Origin of the sequence: Microbacterium sp. NPDC087589, assembly GCF_044743635.1 — a bacterium.
Lineage (GTDB): Bacteria > Actinomycetota > Actinomycetes > Actinomycetales > Microbacteriaceae > Microbacterium.
The window spans coordinates 156,422-174,922 of sequence record NZ_JBIUWV010000004.1; the positions used below are offsets into that span (position 1 = coordinate 156,422).

Here is an 18,501-nt window from a genome sequence, read left to right on the forward strand (position 1 = left end):
CGCGGTGGTGGCAACGGACAAGCGGCCGACGTGCACCCGCATGAGCAGCGGAGGTTCAGTCCGTAGGATCCGGCTCGCGGTAGAAGTCGAGGAAGTTGCTGCGCGTAGCCGCATGCAGCTCATGGATGAGGTCTCCGGCGCGCTCGCCATCGCGTGCCTCAGCCGCTGCGGTTATCCCACGGATGAATTCGAGCGTGCTCTGCGGTGTGACGCGGTTCTCGCGAGGCGTGAGGAATCGCACGAGCTGCAGCGACAGGGTCTCTGCCTTCGCGCGCAGCACCGAGTTCTCGGCGGCGCGCGCGACCACGAGGAAGTAGCTGCGGATCGCCTGCCCCAGGGCTGCGGCATCATCTTCGCCCACCGCGTCTTCGACGTGAGCCAGTTCCCGACGAAGGTCGGCGACATGCTCGTCGGTGAGATCGGCGGTGGTGGTGCGGGCCAGATGCTCGTGAATCACGCCGATCACGAAAAGGCTCTCGTTGATCGCCGCCACATCGATCGGAGCCACTCGCGTGTGGCGGTGCGGCACAAGCTCGACCACATCCTCTTCGGCGAGCCGATTGAGCGCTTCTCGGATCGGTGTTCTCGACGACCCGAGCCAGGTCATGAGCTCCTCATCATGAAGCACCTCGCCCGGCTCCAGTGTGCCGTCGAGGATCGCCCCGAGAATCGTGTCGTACACCTCGTCGCGCAGCAGCCTTCGCGGCTGAGGGGAGTTCTTCGTCGGCATCACGCGACTCCGCCCTCGAGCCCGGCAGTGCCCTCGAGTCCGGCAGTGCCCTCGAGCCTGGCTGCTGCTGCGGCCGGGTTCGATTCCGCTCCATCACGTGCCGACACGCTTGCGACTCCCGCAGTGAAGTACGCCCGTGCGGCTTTCGCGGCGGCATCCGCGTCTCCGGATGCGGCGGCGGCCGCGAGAGAGTCGAGTGCCGCCGAGGTCTCGGTCGCATCGAGTGCGCCCGGTCGAGCGGTGATCATGCGCGTGACGTGGGGCACGGACTTCTCACGGATGCGTTGGATGAGGGTGTTGCGGTAACGATCGACGAACACACTCATCAGCGCATCCACGATGCGTGCCCGCTCCAGCGCGTTCGTCGTGCGGCTCACCGTCGCGTGGAGTTCGCTGATCCGCGTTCGATCCGTGTCCGTGAGAAGCGGAACGGCCTCGCGCACCGTCGCGGAGTACACGACTCCGAGCATTTCCATCTCCTCGGCGAACCTCGTCGAATCGAGAGGTGCGATGCGGGTGCCGCGCTGGGGCAGCACCTCGATCAGGCCCATGCCGGCCAAGCGGTTCACCGCCTCCCGGATCGGCGTGCGCGAGGCGCCCAACCAGGCTTCGAGCTGCTTGTCGGAGATCGGCTCTCCTGCTGCCAAGTCGCCCGTGACGATCGCGTCCAGAAGCGCGTCGAAGATCTGATCGCGCAGCAGCTTCCGAGGCATCCGCGCCGGCGTCGTGGGCACAGGCATGGATCAATGCTAACCGGAATCTTGGACACCTGATATTTCGCTTGTTCACTCCTAAATATCAGATGATTTGTGTTCACAGCCGGCCTGTGTCATCCTCTAATCATCCAATATGTTAGTTGATGAGAGCGATGTGACCATGCCCACCGGCTCCCTCGAGGAGCAGCTGAGACCGCAGCTGCTCAGTGGCCTCGCGTATGAGCGACTGCTCGCCGAGATCGTGAGTGGCCGTCTTCCCCCGGGGCAGCGACTACGCCTCGATCTGCTCGCTCACGCATGGTCTGTCTCCCGCACCCCGGTGCGCGAGGCGCTGCAGCGACTCGTCGACATGGGATTCGTGCAGGTGTCGCCGAGTGCGGGGACTCGCGTCGCAGCATGGTCTGCGGACGACATGATCGAGCGTGCTCATGTCGTCGGTCGCCTGATCGTCGAGAAGACCTGCACTGGTCCGTCCCTGCCGCTACGCCTGCGAGATTCGCTGCTCGCCGACGGCGCCTGCGAACTGCTCGGCTACCTCGAGCTCTCCGAAGACCTCATCTCCCGCGAGCTCGGACGTCTCGGCACGCGCATCGTCCGCGATCACATCGACCCCCTCCGGCTGTTCGTCGAGCCGCAGACCGCCCTCCGTCACGGCGTCGACGTCGCAGCGGATCGCACCTCACGCCGCACCCTCCTCTCGGCGGCTCTCGACGCCATCGAGCGACAGGAGCCTGTCGCAGCCCGCGAATCGCTCGACGCGTTCTCGGCGTCCTTCATCGACGCGCTCGGATCCGGAACCGCACAGACCGCCGCCACGGCGCCCACGGCCACCGCCACAGCCATCGCCACCGCCGCCACCACCGGCACCGATGTCCGTGGTGACGGCTAGCGTGGGCACATGACGTCACTGATAGTCGGCCCCGACCAGCACGAGCGATGCGGCTGGGTCGGCGACGACGCGGAGTACCGCCGGTATCACGACGACGAGTGGGGCACGCCCCTGCACGGCGACCGTGCACTGTTCGAGAAGATGGCGCTCGAGGGGTTCCAAGCGGGGCTCTCGTGGATCACCGTCCTCCGCAAGCGCCCCCGCTTCCGCGAGGTCTTCCAAGGATTCGCGCCCGAGCGGGTCGCCGAGTTCGATGAATCCGACGTGGAGCGGCTCATGGCGGATGCGGGGATCATCCGCAACCGGGCGAAGATCGAGGCCACGATCGGCAACGCCCGCATCGTGCGCTCGATGGCCGAGGGTGAGCTCGACGAGCTGATGTGGTCGTTCGCGCCGACGCCAGGCATCCGACCCGCGTCTTTCGCCGACGTCCCGGCGGTGACGTCGGATTCGGCGGCGATGAGCAAGGAGCTGCGTCGTCGAGGCTTCAGATTCGTCGGACCGACCACCATGTACGCCCTGATGCAGTCGACGGGCATGGTCGACGATCACATGGTGGGATGCTGGCGCGCCTGATCCGCGACGTCGAAGAAGCGCACCTTCGGGATCATCCAACCCCTCGATATACTCGTTGATCGGGGGGATCGCCCAGCGCCGCGCGCGGGGCGAGTGCAGAGCGCGGTCTCCCATCCGACCGTGAGGAGCATGGGTGGCCACGCGCATGGCATCGACACCGCCGACTCTGGCGGGGTACAGCTATGTGCGCCCGCTGGGCTCCGGTGGGTTCGCCGATGTCTTCCTGTATGAACAGGACATGCCGCGGCGCGTCGCCGCTGTGAAGGTGCTGCTGGCGGATGCGGTGAACCGCGAGGTGCTGCGCACCTTCAACGTCGAAGCCGACATCTCCGCACGGCTCAGCGCTCACCCCTCGATCGTGACGATCTATCAGGCGTCCATCTCTGCCGACGGTCGCCCGTACTTCGCCATGGAGTACTGTCCCGACACCATGAGCGCTCGCTACAAGAAGGCGCCCTTGGCCCTCGCTGAGGTGCTCGATACCGGCGTGCGCATCGCCGGTGCCCTCGAGACTGTGCACAGAGCGGGGCTGCTGCACCGCGATATCAAGCCCTCGAACGTGCTCATCAACTCCCTCGGGGCTCCCGTGCTCGCCGACTTCGGCATCGCAGCCGCCGTGATCGACGAGGGCGACGGCGAGACGATCGCGATGTCGGTGCCGTGGAGCTCACCTGAAGTTCTGCAGGAGCGCGTCTCCGGCTCGATCCCGAGCGAGGTCTGGAGTCTCGGCGCCACCCTGTACACGCTGCTCGCCGGACGAAGCCCGTTCGAGAGGGCAGACCGCGGCTCCAACTCCCGCGACCAGCTCACCGATCGGATCATCAAGGCGCGCTACACGGCGGTGCCCGTCGACGGCATCCCTCCGATCATCGACGACATCTTCGCGACCGCGATGCACCGCGATCCCGCCAAGCGGTTCGCGAGCATGGCCGACTTCGCCGAACGACTCCGCTGGGCGCAGTACGAGTTGGGTCTGCATCCGACCGCGTTCGAGGCGGCATCCGCCGAGTGGGCCGCAGCGGCTCCCGTCAGCTTCTCGGACTCCACCGCGCGCGGCCCCGTGATCACGACGGTCGCACCGGACTCGCGACGTGCAGAGCGTGCCGCGCGACAGCAGGCGATGCCGCGCGACCGCGACGACCTGCCCGCGGCGCGTGCGAAGACCCGCTCGCCGCTCGTCGCCGGCGTGATCGGCGCGCTGATCGGAGCCGCAGCGCTGGCCGCAGTCGGCATCGTCGCCCTCCACCTCACCGGAGTTCTGTGATGGCGATCGGCGATCGCGCCCGTGCGGAGGCGAACCCCCGATCGCGGGGGCGCCTGATCACGGCGATCTCCGGCATCGCCGCTCTGGCAGTGGTGCTCACGCTCGCCATCACCGCGCAGGGCTACCAGTCGCAGGAGGTGCCCCGGCTCGAATCGTCGGTCTGGGTCATGCGCGACAGCGGTCAGTACGCACGAGTCAACACCGAGCTCGCCGAGATCGACACGGTGCGCAACGTCGACGACCCGGAGGCCGTCTGGCAGAACGGCTCCGCCGCGGTGATCTACGCGCAGGGCAACAGGCAGCGCTGGGACGTCGACCCTGCAAGCCCGGCCGATCTGCTCTCCGACTCGTCGGAGGAGGGCACACCGATCGCGTCGGAGCCGACACCGGCCGGCACGCGCGAGATCCTCTCCGCCGGGGCCTACGTGGCCTATCGCACGGACACCGGTCAGGTGTCGGTGACCACGCTCGACGCCGGCGCGGCCACCGCTCTCGTCGACCCGTTCGCGGGCGTCGAGGTCGAGGAGGGCGAGGATCCTCCGACGTACACGGCGGATGCGATCGGACTCTCGCCCGACGGCCTGCTGGTGCTCTACTCCTCGGACGAGGGCGCGATCCGGCGGTTCGACGTCGACGAGCACCGGTTCCTCGGCGATCCCGAGTCCGTCTCGGCAGCTCCGGATGCCGCAGAGGGCCTGGCCGTCACCGTCGTGGGAGACCGGTGGGCCATGCTCCAGAACGGCACCGGCGAGCTGTGGCTGCAGGGGCGCGACGAACCGATCGAGCTCGATGTCGTCGAAGACGCGCGCCTGCAGGAGGGCGCCGACTCCGGCGAAGCCGTGTCGATCGCCGACTCCGACGGCCTCGTGTCGGTCGACCTCGCCTCTGGCGAGTCCGAGCGTGTCGCGGAGGCGTCGGGCGTACCCGCCACACCGGTCGTCGTCGCGGGCGAGATCTATGCGGCCTGGCTCGACACCGGTGCGGGAACCCTGTGGGCGGATGGCGAGACGGTTCCGCTGCGCGTTCCGGACGAGGCCCTCGACTCCTCGACGATCGACCCGGTCTTCCAGGAGAACGGCGACCGGGCGGTGCTGAGCGAGATCGGCACCGGGCTCATCTGGACGGCCCCCGACGGCGTGCTCATCCCTCTCGAGCAGTGGGCGATCGAAGACGACACCGAGCAGCAGGAGGGCACGATCATCGTCGAGGACGTGGCCGAGCAGATGCCGCCCGTCGCCGTCGACGACGGATTCGGCGTTCGCGCGGGCGAACAGGTGATTCTGCCGGTGCTGCTCAACGACCACGATCCGAACAAGAAGGACGTGCTGTCGATCGACCCCGACTCGGTCTCGGGCGGACTCGGCGACCCCGCGTTCGGCGATCTGACTCTCGTCGCCAACGGGCAGTCGCTCGTCGTCAACGTCAAGGCGGGTTCGGGCCAGGCCAGCTTCACCTATGCGGTCACCGACGGCGCCGCAGTGTCTTCCCCGGCGACCGTGACGCTGACCGTCGTCGACGAGCAGGCGAACTCCGCGCCCGTGTGGTGCGGGGTCGACGCCTGCCAGCAGGAGTGGCCGACACCGCAGCTTCTTCCCGGTGGCAGCACCGTCGTCTCGGCGTTGTCGGGCTGGGTCGACCCCGAGGGCGACCCGTTCGTGCTGAGCGATGCCTACGAGACCGACTCCTCGTCGCCCGTCATGGTCGTGCCGATGGCAGACGGACGGGTGGCCATCCGTCACACCGACCCCAACGCCGCCGATGCGGTGATCTCGGTCACCGTCGTCATCGAGGACGTGCACGGCGCGACCGCCGAGAAGACACTCGATGTCCAGGTCACCGGCAGCCCGGCCCTGGTCGCCTCGCCCGTGGCGCTGACAGCCCGTGTCGGAGAGCTGCAATCCGTCCGCGTCTCCGACCACCTGTCCGGAGGATCCGGCTCGTACCGTCTGGTCGACGCCGTGCAGACCGCCGCGACCGCGCAGGGGCTCGAAGTCAACCCGAACGCGGCCGCGGGCACCGTCGAGATGACGGTGACCGAACCGGGTCAGTATGTCGTGACCTACACGGCCCAGGACGTCTCGACCCAGGCCGAGCAGTCGGCGGTCATCCGCATCACGGCGGTCGACGGATCCGCAGGACTCGCGATGGCGCCTCTCACCGCGTTCGTGCGCGAGGGCGAGGACACGACGGTCGACGTGCTCCGTGCCGTGCAGAACACCAGCGGGCGCGTGCTGATGCTGGCGGATGCCGTGAGCTCCACGCCGCAGCTCGGCGTGCGCGTGGTCGGCAACGAGAGCATCCGCGTGAACGGCACGACGGAGGATGGCGAGCCCGGGGTCATCGGCAAGGCCACCGTGACCGTCGCCGATGGGACCGGAGCCGCGGTGCAGGGCACGGTCACGGTCTTCCTCACTCCGCCGTCGACCGTCACCCGCCCGATCGTGTTCCCCGATGCGATCACTGTCCGTGCCGGTTCGCTCACGCGCATCAACGTCGCGGCGAACGACGTGGCCCCGCGTGGCGAACCGCTGGTCGTGCTCCCCGAGGTGACCGGCTCAGGTGAGTCGGGCGAACTCGTCTTCGCCGATCGCAACGCGCTGCGGTACCTCGCCCCCACGACACCGGGCACCTACCGCCTCACCTACTCCGTGTCGCTCGAGCGCAATCCGGCCCTCTCCGACAACGGCGTCGTGACGGTCACGGTCGTTCCCCCGGGGACGAACCGCGCGCCGACGCCGTCGACGCTGACGGGCCGGGTCCTCAGCGGTCAGACGGTGTCGCTGCCCGTGCCGGTGACCGGCATGGACAGCGACGGCGACCGCGTGGTGCTCGCCGGCATCGATCAGCCTCAGAAGGGCGCCGGCACGGCGACGATCTCGGCCGACGGCGATGCGATCGTCTACCGGGCGCCCGCCGCCGGCGTCGACGGCGGTCAGGTGACCTTCCGCTACACGGTGCGCGACCCTCAGGGCGAGCAGGGGACAGGCGTGGTCCGCGTCGGCGTGCTCGACGCCGACATCGACGACGCGGCTCCCGTGACCTTCAGCGACTACGTGCGGGTCGAGGCAGGTTCGACCACCCCGATCGTCCTGGATCCGCGTCTGAACGACCTCGACCCGGCGCAGAGCGATCTCGAGATCACCGAACTCGTGCCCAATGCGCCTCCGGTCAAGGGCAACCCGCTGTACGACCGCCTGAACGCGCTGATCGACTCGGACACCTCTCTCGAAGACGGCCGCGTCGTGCTCCGGGCGGGAGACACCGCCGGCACGAACTCGTACTTCTACACGGTCAAGTCCACACGCACGTCGAGCACGTCGCAGGGGCTCATCGTCGTCACCGTGACCGACGGCGCCGTCGCCGACCAGCCGAGCGTCGCCGACACCGTGCTCACCGCGCGCGACCGGGAGGACCTCCCGGAGCGCGGCATCGACGTCGTGACCGACCGTGTGAGTTGGCCGTCGGGCGATGTCTCCTCGCTCACGCTGAGTCTGTGGGGCGACCAGCCCGGATTCACGGTGCAGGGAGACCGCATCGTCGGCGCTGCACCGGAAGACGGTGCACTGGTGCCGTTCCAGCTCGAGGGCGAGGGGTCCGGTGGCAGAGACGTGGTCGCCTACGGGTTCCTGCGCATCCCCGCCTTCGACGACATGCAGGTGCAGTTGAAGCCCGGCACCACCCCCATCGTGGTCGACGAAGACGCGTCGGTCTCGTTCGACGCGGCCGACTACGTCGACCTGATCGCCTCGGATGCCGTCGAGGTGGGGTCCGGGCAATTCAGCGCGCAGCGCGCGGCCGCGACGTGCTCCGCCGAGGGCTCGGGCAGCGTGACCTACCGCGCCGGCCGCGAAGCGCCATGGTCGGACACCTGCCTCGTCCAGGTGCGGCTGCAGGGCCAGGAACGGTGGTCGTTCATCGACGTGCCGATCAGCATCCGTCCTGCGGAGCCTCAGCTGCTGCTGTCGTCGATCTCGCACACGATCGCTCCCGGAACCAGCGAGACGGTCGACATGTACTCGAACATGGCCGCCTGGGAGGGGGCCCGCGAGGGTGACATCGGATCGCTCGAGTACCGGATCGTGTATTCGGGGTCGGCCTTCATCGTCACGCGCAGCGGCTCTCAGCTCACCATCGAAGCGCGAGCGGATGCCAGACCCGGCAACACCGAGAACGTGAGCGTCACGGTGCCGCAGTACGGTGAGCCTTCGGCATCCGTCCGCCTGGTCGTCGGCGCGGCGCCGCCCGATGCGCCGCGGGGCGCGACCTTCACCACGCAGTGCATCGTCACGAACCCCAGCTGCACGATCGATGTGGTCGACGTCGCGGGGGAGTACGACCCGTTCGCGGGCAAGCCCGGATCCGGCCTCCGACTGATGTCGCTCGGCGGGGGTTCGCGGTGCGACGTCGCCTCGGTCTCGACCTCTGGGAGCACGTCGATCTCCGCGACGTGGCCCGGTGGAGGCCAGGCCCCCGGCGGTCAGTGCATCATCCCGTTCATCGTGTCGGATGCGCAGGGGCGCACCGGCACAGGGACTCTCACTCTCGACCTGCAGGGCTTCCCGCAGGCGCCCGCCAGCGTCACGACCGCGGGATTCGCCCGCTCGACCGTGGTGCTCGACGTGCCGCTCGGCGAGGCGGGGCGCGCGCATCCCGGCGTCACCGGCGTGACGATCCTGCAGGACGGATCTCCGGCGAACGCGTCGTGCAGTCCGGCGGGAGGCGTCTACCGCTGCACGGTGAACGGGCTCGTCAACGGGGCGCCGCACGTCTTCACCGCAGCGGCCGTCAACGCGGTCGGAACCTCGGCGGCCACGTCACCGCACACCAGCTGGGCGTACGCCGCCCCCGAGGTGTCGAACGCGACTGCCACGCCCGTCTATCGCCCGGATGGCACCGAACGCGGACGCGGCATCGTCGAACTCGCGATCGCCGCGTCGGACGACTCGCTCGCCTTCCGCGTCGAGGAGACGGGCCAGGTCATCAACCGCACCGGTGCGACGACGTCGGCCGAGATCTCGCTGTCCCCGGGCCCGCAGAACGTCACGATCGTCCCGATCAGCCAGTTCCAGCCGCCGACGGGTGACGGCGGCAATGAGGGCGGGGCCTTCCGCACGTCGGTCACGGCCGCGGGAACCGTGTACTTCGACCCCGCAGGCACTCAGGCGAAAGCGACGTCGAACACCTCGATCGACGTCTCGGGTGTCGCCGCGCAGCCCAACGGCAGCGCCCTCGGAGTCGACGTCGTCTATCTCGCGTGGCAGTCGGGCGATGCGAGCTGCACCGCCGACGGCAACGGGCGGCTGCGAGTCTCGGGCGCGGAGGCGCAGTCTTCTTCCCCCACCCTCACCAGGCTCGCCGAGTACTCGACGTACAACGTGAAGGCGTGTGCCTCGAACGGCTTCGGCGTGGCGGAGTCGGCCACGACGCAGGTGTTCACGTTCACCTCCGTCGAAGGCCCGAAGGGCGACGCGAGCTACACGGTGGCGAGGCGGCCGTCGGTCGAGGGCAATCGCTATGTGTACGGCCTGGAATCGGCTCCCCAGATCAGCGCGAGAGACGGCTTCGCCCCGCAGTACTACATGTACGGATCGTGGCAGGCGGGCTTCGAGCTGAGCGCCGATGCGTCGCCGCTGCCGGTCAGCGCGCGCTCCTGTCACGCGGTGCTGCAGAAGTTCTGCTCTGACACGGTCGAGATCAGGCCCCGGACGGCGCCCACGACGGTCTCCGTGTACTTCCGCGATTGTGTGCCGACGAACACGAACGACCTGTTCTCGGTCAGCGCCGCCGCTGCCGGCTCGTACTCGAGCACGCTCACCCCCAGGGTCGTCGGCGGTGTCGCCGTCATCGACGCCAGGATCACGTGGACCGGCGCCTTCGAGTCACTCGATCAGATCTCGCATCGCGCACCCCTGTGCACGCAGCCCGAGCCGGATCCTGTCGACCCGCCGGATACTGTCGACCCGCCCGACCTCGAACCGACCGAACCCGAGGGGTGAGCGTGCTCAGATGACGACTCCCTACGCCCCACCGCCATGCACCGCGCAGGTGCCCGAGACGAATACGGTTTCCCCATGCCTGCTCCCTCCGCTGCTCCCGTGACCATCGCTCCCGAACAGGCCTCCTGGTTCGCGGAGACGTTCTCGATCCTCGCCGCCAACGTCGAGCAGGCCATCCTCGGCAAGCGGCACGTGATCGAGCTGGCGCTCGCCGCGGCCGTCAGCGGGGGTCATGTGCTGCTCGAGGACTTCCCCGGCACCGGCAAGACGGCCCTCGCCCGAGCCATCGCCCAGACCGTCACGGGCACGAGCACGCGCATCCAGTTCACCCCCGACCTGCTTCCGGGTGATGTGACGGGCATCACGGTCTACGACCAGAAGGAGGGGGCTTTCGAGTTCCACGCCGGCCCCGTCTTCGCGAACATCGTGCTCGCAGACGAGATCAACCGTGCGAGCCCGAAGACCCAGTCGGCGCTGCTGGAGGTCATGGAAGAGGGCACGGTCACGGTCGACGGCGTCACGCGTCCGGTTCCCTCGCCCTTCCTCGTCATGGCGACGCAGAACCCGATCGAGCAGGGCGGCACCTACCGGCTGCCCGAGGCTCAGCTCGACCGCTTCATGATCAAGACGTCGATCGGCTACCCCGACGAGGCGGCGACCATGCGCATCCTTCAGGGCGCTGCGCAACCGAAGCACGTGCTCGACGGCATCGTCGGCACCGACACCATCCTCACGATGGCCGAGATGACTCGCGGCGTGTACGTGAACCCGCTGGTCTCCGACTACATCATGCGCATCGTCGATGCGACGCGTCGCGCCTCCGAGGTGCGTCTCGGTGCCAGTGTGCGTGGCGCGATCGCGCTCTCCCGCCTCGTGATGACGTGGGCTGCGAAGAACGGCCGCACGTTCGCCACCCCCGACGACGTCCGAGAGCTCGCGGTCGTGGCACTCGCGCATCGCCTGGTGCTCGAACCGGAGGCCGAGTTCGACGGTGTCACTGCGGTCGCCGTGGTGGGGCAGATCCTGCTCGACGTCGAGCCGCCGCGCGAGAACGGCACTGCGTGAGCTTCAGCACCGAGTCCCGTCTGACGCGCACGACGGCGGGCACCAGCACGTCGACGCGCACGTCGACGGTCACGCGCTACGACCGCACGCGCCGAGGGCCCGTCCGCGGCGCAGTCTTCGGCGTCCGCCGCGCGGCGCGCACCACGCGTCGCGCGGCCCGCACGGCAGTCGCGTGGGTGCGGGAGACGGTCACCTCGGCCGGGATGCTGGTCGTCGTCGCGCTCGTGCTCTGCATCGCCGCAGGACTGCTCTTCGGATGGGTCGAGGCCTGGGCGGTGGCGGCGATCGCGCTGGTGCTGCTGATCGCGTGCATCCCTTTCATCCTCGGCGCCCATGACTACCGCATCGAACTGACGCTCGACCGCGACCGCGTGGTCGCCGGTGCGGAGATCGGCGCGACACTCGACGTGCGCAACAACGGCGAGCGTCTGTCGCTGCCTGGCATCGTCGACGTTCCTGTGGGGGAGGGACTCGTCGAAGCACACGTTCCGCTGCTGCGCCCCGCCGCCCACCACCGCGAGCAGCTCACGATCGCCGCGCACCGCCGCGGTGTCATCGACGTCGGCCCCATGACCATCAGCCGCGGCGACCCGATCGGCATCCTCCGGCGGGAACTGCGGTGGCCCGACGTCCAGCGCATCCATGTGCACCCGGTCACGGTGCGCCTGCCCAGCACGAGCGCGGGCCTGATCCGCGACCTCGAGGGCACGCCGAGTTCTACGCTGGTCGATGCCGATCTGTCGTTCCATGCGGTGCGCGAGTACGTCGTGGGTGACTCGCAGCGGCACGTGCACTGGAAGTCGACCGCGAAGACCGGAAAGCTCATGGTGCGCCAGTACGAGGAGTCGCGTCATGCCCGCATCGCGATCATCCTCGACCTCGACGCCGAGTCCTACGAGAGCGACGACGAGTTCGAGAACACGGTCAGCGCCGCCGCATCCCTCGCCCTGCAGGGGGTGCGTGACGGCCGCGAGGTGCTCTTCTCGGTGAGCAACGAGATCCCCGAGCACAGCCGTGCCGAGGTGCTGTCGATCCGCACACTTCCCACCGTGACGCCCAAGGCGCTGCTCGACGCGACATCGACCATCGATCCGGCCGACCGAGTGATGCGCCTCGAGGCCGTCGCGGCGCTCACCGCGCAGTCCTACCCCGACCTGTCGATCGGATTCCTGCTGACCGGCTCTCGGATGCCGCTCGAGCGGCTGCGCCATGCCGCGGTCAAGCTGCCGGCGGCGGTCGAAGCGGTCGCCGTGCGCAGCGAGCTGGGCGAGCAGCCCACGATGCGCACGGCACGCGAGCTCGCCGTGATGACGCTGGGCGCATTGGGCGATCTTCCGCAGATGCTCGCCCGTGGAGCGCTGCGATGAGCGCCCCGGGTCCCAGGCGCGGAGTCGCGCGGTCGCGACGCTCGTTCGCGCTCTCGGCGCTGACGCTCTGGGCGCTCGGATACGTGCTGGTCGGCGTCGGCCTCGCTACGGCGGCCGCGTGGCCGGTCTACGAATCCCCGCGCGCTCTGGCGGTCGGTCTGATCGGCGGACTGCTCGGCATGACCGTCGCCGTGCTGACGCGGGTGCTCCGTTGGGGCATGCTGATCGGATCTCTCGCGGCGGCCGGCACCTATCTTGTCGTCTCGGTTCCGCTCGCGATCCCTTCGGCGCTCTCGTCGCTCCCTGCGTTCCTCGGCGGACTCCGCGACGCGGTGCTGGGGGTCGTGCTCGGGTGGAAGCAGATGCTGACGCTGAACCCGCCGCTCGGCGAGTACCAGGCGGTGCTGATCCCGTTCCTCGTCGTGATGCTGTTCGGCACGTTCACAGCGACCCTCCTCGTGCTCGAGGGTGGCCGTCGAGCCACGATCGCGGTTCCCGTCGTGACCGCGATGAGCGTCTTCGGCATCGCTTTCGGAGTGAGCGGCACGACGACTCCTGTGTCGGTGCTGGGTGTGGCGCTTCCGGCGCCTCGGGAATGGCTGATCGGTGTCGCGCTCTTCGTGACCGCACTCGTCTGGCTGGTCGGTCGCTCGCGGCTGCAGCGTGCGCAGGCGCTGCGTACCGTCGCCGCCGCGAACATCTCGCGTCGGGCGACACCGGTGTGGCTGACCATCCGTCGTCATCTGCTGTCGGCAGGGCTCGCCGTGCTCGCCCTGGTCGCCGGATTCGCGGTCGCACCCGCGGCGGCCGGGTGGAGCGACCGCTCGGTGCTGCGCGACGAGGTCGAGCCCATGGTCGTCGTGCAGCAGCAGGCGAGCCCGCTCAGCTCCTACCGCTCGTGGTTCGCCGGCGGCACTCTCGATGACACCGTGGTGCAGATGGAGGGCGACCCCGGTGCGCTCGAGCGCCTGCGACTCGTCACCCTCGACTCGTACGACGGCGAAGACTTCCACATCGCGCCCGATGACAGGTTCAGCAGGCTGCCCCGCACCGCGATGCCGGGTGCCGGTCGTCTATCGCTCGGGATCACGATCGGCGATGCGTACCGCGGCATCTGGGTGCCGTCTCCTGAGGGCCTCGCCGAGGCGCCCGACTTCTCCGGCTCGCGCGCCGAGGCGCTCGCCGACGGGTTCCATGTCAACTCCGGCGGCGACACCGCGATCACCGTGGCAGAGGCGCCCGGCGGCGGGGAGGGGCTCGTCCCCGGCGACCGCTACACGCTCCTCGTCGACGCCCCCGGTGCCCCCGGCGAGGTCGCCGCGCTCCAGGGCGGCGCCTCGAATCTCGACACCGATCTGTACCCGGCGCTCACCGAGTGGGCCGAGATGCAGGAGCAGCCCCGCACGGGGGCCGGATACCTCGAGATCATCGATCGCCTGCGTTCGCGCGGCTACCTCAGCCACGCGCTGATCGACGACGACGCGGCAGCGGGGTGGATCGCGTCGCTCACGGAGTCCGAAGGGTACGCGTTCGCGCCGAGCTACGCGGGGCACTCCGCCGCTCGCATCGAGGAGCTGTTCACCGACATGGTCGAGCAGGAGCGACGGGCCGGGTCTGATGCCGCACCCGAGCTGCTCGTCTCCGCGGTCGGAGACGACGAGCAGTTCTCCGTCGCTGCTGCGCTGCTCGCCGAGCACTGGGGACTCGAGTCCCGAATCGTGATCGGCGCACGGCTCGCGGCGGCAGAGGAGGTTCCGGGCATTCCGGCCTGCAGCGAGACCTGCACCGGCGCGAACATGAGCGCGTGGGTCGAGGTCAGGGGTTCCGGCGGCGAGTGGATGCCGGTCGACACCACGCCGCAGTATGCGATGCTGCCGAGCTCCATCACCGAGGGCGAGCAGCTGCCCGAGCATCCGACGGTGCCCGAGCAGCCGCGGTCAGAGGCGCTCGACCCGCCCCAGGCGCAGAGCGACTCGAACAACGACGCGCCCCCGCTCGAGGCGCCGCAGTCAGAGGTCCTCGCTTTCCTGCTGCCGATCCTCAGAGCGGTGGGGCTCGGCCTGCTCGGCCTTGCGCTGCTCGCTCTGCCGTTCGTGGTGCTGCTGTTCGCCAAGAGACAGCGCGCCAGAACCCGCCGCACGGCCGAAGACCCTGAGGTGCGTCTGGCCGGGGCCTGGGAGGAGCTGGTCGACGTGTACGCCGATCACGACGTGTCGATGGATGCCGAGGGCACCCGAAGCCAGCGAGCCCTGTCGACCGACCGAGAGGCCGCAGACCGCCTGGCGGTGCTGGTCGATCGCGCGGTCTTCGCCGAGCACCCTCCGACGGACGACGATGCGAGCGCCGCCTGGGAGATCGTCGATGCGGAACGGGCAGATCTCTCGGGCGCCGGGAAGTGGTGGCATCGCCTCGCCATACGGGTGCGCCCGACGTCGTTCGTCGGCCGTGTGAGGTCGGCGGGCGGAAGGCGTTCCTTCGGGCTGCGGCCCGCTCTCGGTACGCTCGGAATGACCGGTTCGCTCGACGACCGGAAGAAGGGGAACTCATGATCGCGCCCGTGGACACCGGCTATGCGACGATGCTCGCCATCGTGGGCGGCCTCGGTGCGCTCATCGGCATCGCCATCTACGTCTGGTACGCCTACGCACTGTCGCGTCTGTTCCCGCGCATCGACGGAGAGGGCTGGAAGGGCTGGGTGCCCATCCTCAACGAGGCTGAGATCCTGGCACGAGGAGGAGTGCCTGCATGGTCGGTGGTCTTCTACTTCATCCCGATCGTGCAGCTGTACGGCATCTACCTCAAGGTCGTCGCGACCCACCGCATCAATCGCAGGTTCGGTCGCGGCGCCGGCATGACGGTCCTCGCCATCCTGCTGCCCCCGGTCTGGGCGACCGTCCTCGCCTGGGGTGCCCCGCCGTACCCCGAGGGTGAACGACTGGCCGCGTTGCAGCCGGGTCCTCGCCGCAACGCGCAGCCCGCCGCAGCGCCGGCCAGGGACGCGTCGGGGTACACGATTCCGTCGCTCGCGCCGCACGCCCCGAGTCAGCCGGATGCCCCCGCGCTCGTGTTCCCCGACTACGCCGCGCCGACCCGTGCGAACGCGCAGGCGCAGGCGGATGCGGGTGCCAGCGCGCCCCGCGCTCCCTCCGGTGCCGACGGCCATGCCCCCTCTGCATGGGGAGCGCCGCCGCAGAAGCCGCAGCCCCCGGTCGGGCCCCCGCGAGTTCCCGACGCGACGCCTGCCGCGGGAGCGCCTCCCGTTCCGGGAGCCCCGCCGATTCCCCTCGCCGGGCAGCCGCCGGCTCCCGGTGCCCCCGCTGCATCGTTCGCGCCGCCACAGCCGCCAGCTCCTGCTTACGCGCAGCAGCCGCCTGCTCCGCCGCAGCCCCCCGCCCCGGGGCACGAGCAGCCACCTGCACCGCGGCCGCCTGCTCCCGCTCCTGTGGCTGCACCTGCGCCGCAGCCGCCTGCCCCTGCTCCTGCTCCTGCGTCAGCGCCTCCTGTCGATGCGCACCCGACGACCGGGATCATGGCGGCGATGGGGGGAGACCCCGTGGCCACGGTCGCACCGCAGTCGCCGGCGCCTCCGGAACCCGTCTCTGACGACTTCGCGGTGCAGCCGCCGGCGCCTCCCGCGCCGGCATCCATGCCAGTCTCTCCGTCCGAGATCCCGGCAGAGCACTCGCCCTCCACGGCGCCCGCCGGAGAGCCGCAGCGCGCGGTCCGGCCCGCGCCGCCGTCGTTCCGCGACGGAGGGCTCTCGGCTGAGCATTCGCAGACGCCGACGATCCGTCCGGCCCCGTCGGCGTCCGGAGGCGTGCCGACGGCCGCCGAGGTTCCGATCGCCGAAGACGTGAGCGTGGCCGCGACACCGCCCGCACCTGCGGCTGACGCGCCAGCTGCTGCGCCCGCTGCAGAGCCTTTCGCGATGCCCTTGGGCGGCCTGGCGGCCGACGTCGACAAGACGGTCGTCACCCCGCGTCCGACGGACGACGTCGTCGACGACCTCGATGCCACGGTCGTCGTCGCGCGCAGGCGCGGCATCCGCCGCTCGCTCGTGCTCGACGACGGACGTACGTTCTCGCTGTCGGGCGCGAGCGTCGTGATCGGACGCAACCCGATCGGCGAGCCGGGCGAACAGCGGCTCGCGATCTCCGATACCACCCGCACGCTGTCCAAGACGCACGCCCGCCTCGTCGTGCATGATGACGAGTGGCGTCTCACCGATCTGCACGCCACGAACGGCGTCGTCGTGGTCGAGGAGAACGGCACCGAGACGCTGCTCGATCCGGGCGAGAGCGTCACCGGCAACGGCCGGTTCATCCTCGGCGAAGTGGGGATGCACGTGATCGCGGAGCGCGACTCGTGACCGTCTCGTCGGTCGTACTGAGCGTCGCGTCCTTGACCGACACCGGGCTCACGCGCACCGCCAACGAAGACTCCGTGCTCGTGGCGTCCCCGGTCTTCCTCGTCGCAGACGGCATGGGAGGGCATGAGGCCGGCGACCGAGCGAGTGCCGCGGTGGTCGACGCGTTCGAGCCGCTTCGCGGGCTGCCAGTCGACGTCGCCGACATCGGTGAGGCCTTGAGTCGAGCCTCGGCTGTCGTCGACGACATCTCCGCAGATCACAAACGCGGGGCGGGCAGCACGGTGACCGGTGTCGCACTCGTCGATCACGAAGGCGCACCGCACTGGCTCGTCTTCAACGTCGGCGACTCCCGGGTCTACCGGCACCACGGCAATGAGCTGACCCAGCTGACGATCGATCATTCGCTGGGGCAGGAGCTGGTGGATGCCGGTGAGCTCCGCGCCGAGGATCTCTCGTCGTTCTCGCAGCGCAACGTCATCACCAGGGCGATCGGCGCGCCCGACAGCACTGCCGACAGCTGGCTTCTGCCCGTGGTCGACGGCGAGCGACTGCTGCTCTGCTCTGACGGACTCAGCGGCGAGGTGAGCGATGAAGCGATCCGAGCCACGCTGACCATGAACGGGCGCCCTGAGACGGCCGCTGCGGCTCTGGTGAGCCGTGCGCTCAAGGCGGGTGGTCGCGACAACGTGTCGGTCGTCGTGATCGACGTGATCTCGGGGGGCGCGCGCACGCGCCCGGATGACAGCACGGCCGGTCGCGAGGCCGCATCCACTTCTCTCACCGACTCGAGCCTCGAGGGCACGACGATCCCGGTTCGCGTGAGATGACCGACGACGAGTCCGAGGTCGAAGAGACCGTCATGCTGACCCGTCGCGATCGGCGCCGGAACGGGGCGGCCGCTGCTTCGCCGCCAGCGCCGGCCGAAGCGGAGACGGCGGCCGTCGCGGACGATTCCGCCGATGCCGATGCCGATGCCGATGCCGGTGCCGGTGCCGATGCCGATGCCGATGCTTTCGCGGGCCTCGGCGATGTCGATGAGTCGACCGTCGTCGTCGACCGGAAGACGTCGAGATCCGGTGCGCCGCCAGATGCGCTCGAAGGAGAGCAGGAGCAGCAGCTCACCGATGAGTCGACCGTGCTCGTCTCCCGCACGCCGCGGCGTGTGCGACGGAAACGATCGGAACGGCCCGACGAACGGGGCGGAGCCTCCGGCGATCCTGCCCCTGTCACCGAACCCGGCGCTGCACCCCTCTCGTTCGAGGCGCCGAGCGACGCTCCGGCTCCGGAGATCTACCGACCGCGACCAGCGCCCCTCGGTCCTTCCGCGCCTCCCGTGGTGATCGGCGCCGCCGCTCCCACGCGCGCGGTGGATCCGGAGCTCCCCTCCGTCGCGAAGCAGGGGCTGCGCTGGAGTAGGGCGACCCTCCTCGCGTTCGCAGCCGCGTGTGTCGTCTCAGTCGCCGGGTTGGTGGCGGTGGGCTTCGTCGTCTTCGCCTGACACCCGCGCCCGCCCTGACACCCGCAGGCGC

General features: G+C 69.7%; 12 protein-coding genes. 10 read left to right on the forward strand and 2 right to left on the reverse strand.

The window, feature by feature from the left end; all coding sequences use genetic code 11:
* Positions 1-55 precede the first annotated feature (55 nt).
* Positions 56-730: a GntR family transcriptional regulator gene (locus tag ACIOU8_RS10920; RefSeq protein ID WP_400789135.1), complete on the reverse strand. Its 675-nt coding sequence runs from the start codon at positions 728-730 to the stop codon at positions 56-58.
* Complete coding sequence (locus ACIOU8_RS10925) at positions 730-1,470, reverse strand: GntR family transcriptional regulator (RefSeq protein WP_400789139.1); 741 nt, start codon at positions 1,468-1,470, stop codon at positions 730-732. The genes ACIOU8_RS10920 and ACIOU8_RS10925 overlap by 1 nt, the downstream gene beginning before the upstream one ends.
* Before the next feature lie 136 nt (positions 1,471-1,606).
* Here ACIOU8_RS10925 and ACIOU8_RS10930 point away from each other — a divergent pair, with 136 nt between their 5' ends.
* From ACIOU8_RS10930 to ACIOU8_RS10975, 10 genes are all read left to right on the forward strand, one after another.
* On the forward strand, positions 1,607-2,335 hold the full coding sequence (locus tag ACIOU8_RS10930) for a GntR family transcriptional regulator (RefSeq protein ID WP_400789467.1): 729 nt from the start codon (positions 1,607-1,609) through the stop codon (positions 2,333-2,335).
* A gap of 9 nt (positions 2,336-2,344) precedes the next feature.
* Positions 2,345-2,911 carry a DNA-3-methyladenine glycosylase I gene (locus ACIOU8_RS10935; protein WP_400789142.1) on the forward strand — a complete coding sequence of 189 codons (567 nt, stop codon included), beginning with the start codon at positions 2,345-2,347 and terminating at the stop codon, positions 2,909-2,911.
* Positions 2,912-3,044: 133 nt separating this feature from the next.
* Positions 3,045-4,175, forward strand: coding sequence for a serine/threonine-protein kinase (locus ACIOU8_RS10940; RefSeq protein WP_400789145.1), 1,131 nt, complete (start codon positions 3,045-3,047; stop codon positions 4,173-4,175).
* Positions 4,175-10,171: an Ig-like domain-containing protein gene (locus ACIOU8_RS10945; RefSeq protein ID WP_400789148.1), complete on the forward strand. Its 5,997-nt coding sequence runs from the start codon at positions 4,175-4,177 to the stop codon at positions 10,169-10,171. The genes ACIOU8_RS10940 and ACIOU8_RS10945 overlap by 1 nt, the downstream gene beginning before the upstream one ends.
* 99 nt (positions 10,172-10,270) lie before the next feature.
* Positions 10,271-11,236, forward strand: a complete 966-nt coding sequence (locus tag ACIOU8_RS10950; protein WP_042542259.1) for a MoxR family ATPase — start codon at positions 10,271-10,273, stop codon at positions 11,234-11,236.
* Positions 11,233-12,603, forward strand: coding sequence for a DUF58 domain-containing protein (locus ACIOU8_RS10955; RefSeq protein ID WP_400789151.1), 1,371 nt, complete (start codon positions 11,233-11,235; stop codon positions 12,601-12,603). Before ACIOU8_RS10950 ends, ACIOU8_RS10955 begins: the two co-directional genes overlap by 4 nt.
* Positions 12,600-15,152, forward strand: coding sequence for a transglutaminase domain-containing protein (locus ACIOU8_RS10960; protein WP_400789154.1), 2,553 nt, complete (start codon positions 12,600-12,602; stop codon positions 15,150-15,152). Before ACIOU8_RS10955 ends, ACIOU8_RS10960 begins: the two co-directional genes overlap by 4 nt.
* Positions 15,149-16,972 carry a DUF5684 domain-containing protein gene (locus ACIOU8_RS10965; protein ID WP_400789157.1) on the forward strand — a complete coding sequence of 608 codons (1,824 nt, stop codon included), beginning with the start codon at positions 15,149-15,151 and terminating at the stop codon, positions 16,970-16,972. The genes ACIOU8_RS10960 and ACIOU8_RS10965 overlap by 4 nt, the downstream gene beginning before the upstream one ends.
* Positions 16,969-17,799, forward strand: a complete 831-nt coding sequence (locus ACIOU8_RS10970; protein ID WP_400789160.1) for a PP2C family protein-serine/threonine phosphatase — start codon at positions 16,969-16,971, stop codon at positions 17,797-17,799. Before ACIOU8_RS10965 ends, ACIOU8_RS10970 begins: the two co-directional genes overlap by 4 nt.
* A complete protein-coding gene (locus tag ACIOU8_RS10975) occupies positions 17,796-18,470 on the forward strand; it encodes a hypothetical protein (RefSeq protein WP_400789162.1) in 675 nt (224 codons plus the stop codon). The genes ACIOU8_RS10970 and ACIOU8_RS10975 overlap by 4 nt, the downstream gene beginning before the upstream one ends.
* Positions 18,471-18,501: the final 31 nt, after the last annotated feature.

Coding starts and splice junctions, on each gene's coding strand:
- ACIOU8_RS10960 (WP_400789154.1), top strand. CDS start 12,600: ATGAGCGCCCCGGGTCCCAGGCGCGGAGTCGCGCGGTCGCGACGCTCG.
- ACIOU8_RS10935 (WP_400789142.1), top strand. CDS start 2,345: ATGACGTCACTGATAGTCGGCCCCGACCAGCACGAGCGATGCGGCTGG.
- ACIOU8_RS10925 (WP_400789139.1), bottom strand. CDS start 1,470: ATGCCTGTGCCCACGACGCCGGCGCGGATGCCTCGGAAGCTGCTGCGC.
- ACIOU8_RS10920 (WP_400789135.1), bottom strand. CDS start 730: ATGCCGACGAAGAACTCCCCTCAGCCGCGAAGGCTGCTGCGCGACGAG.
- ACIOU8_RS10975 (WP_400789162.1), top strand. CDS start 17,796: ATGACCGACGACGAGTCCGAGGTCGAAGAGACCGTCATGCTGACCCGT.
- ACIOU8_RS10945 (WP_400789148.1), top strand. CDS start 4,175: ATGGCGATCGGCGATCGCGCCCGTGCGGAGGCGAACCCCCGATCGCGG.
- ACIOU8_RS10965 (WP_400789157.1), top strand. CDS start 15,149: ATGATCGCGCCCGTGGACACCGGCTATGCGACGATGCTCGCCATCGTG.
- ACIOU8_RS10930 (WP_400789467.1), top strand. CDS start 1,607: ATGCCCACCGGCTCCCTCGAGGAGCAGCTGAGACCGCAGCTGCTCAGT.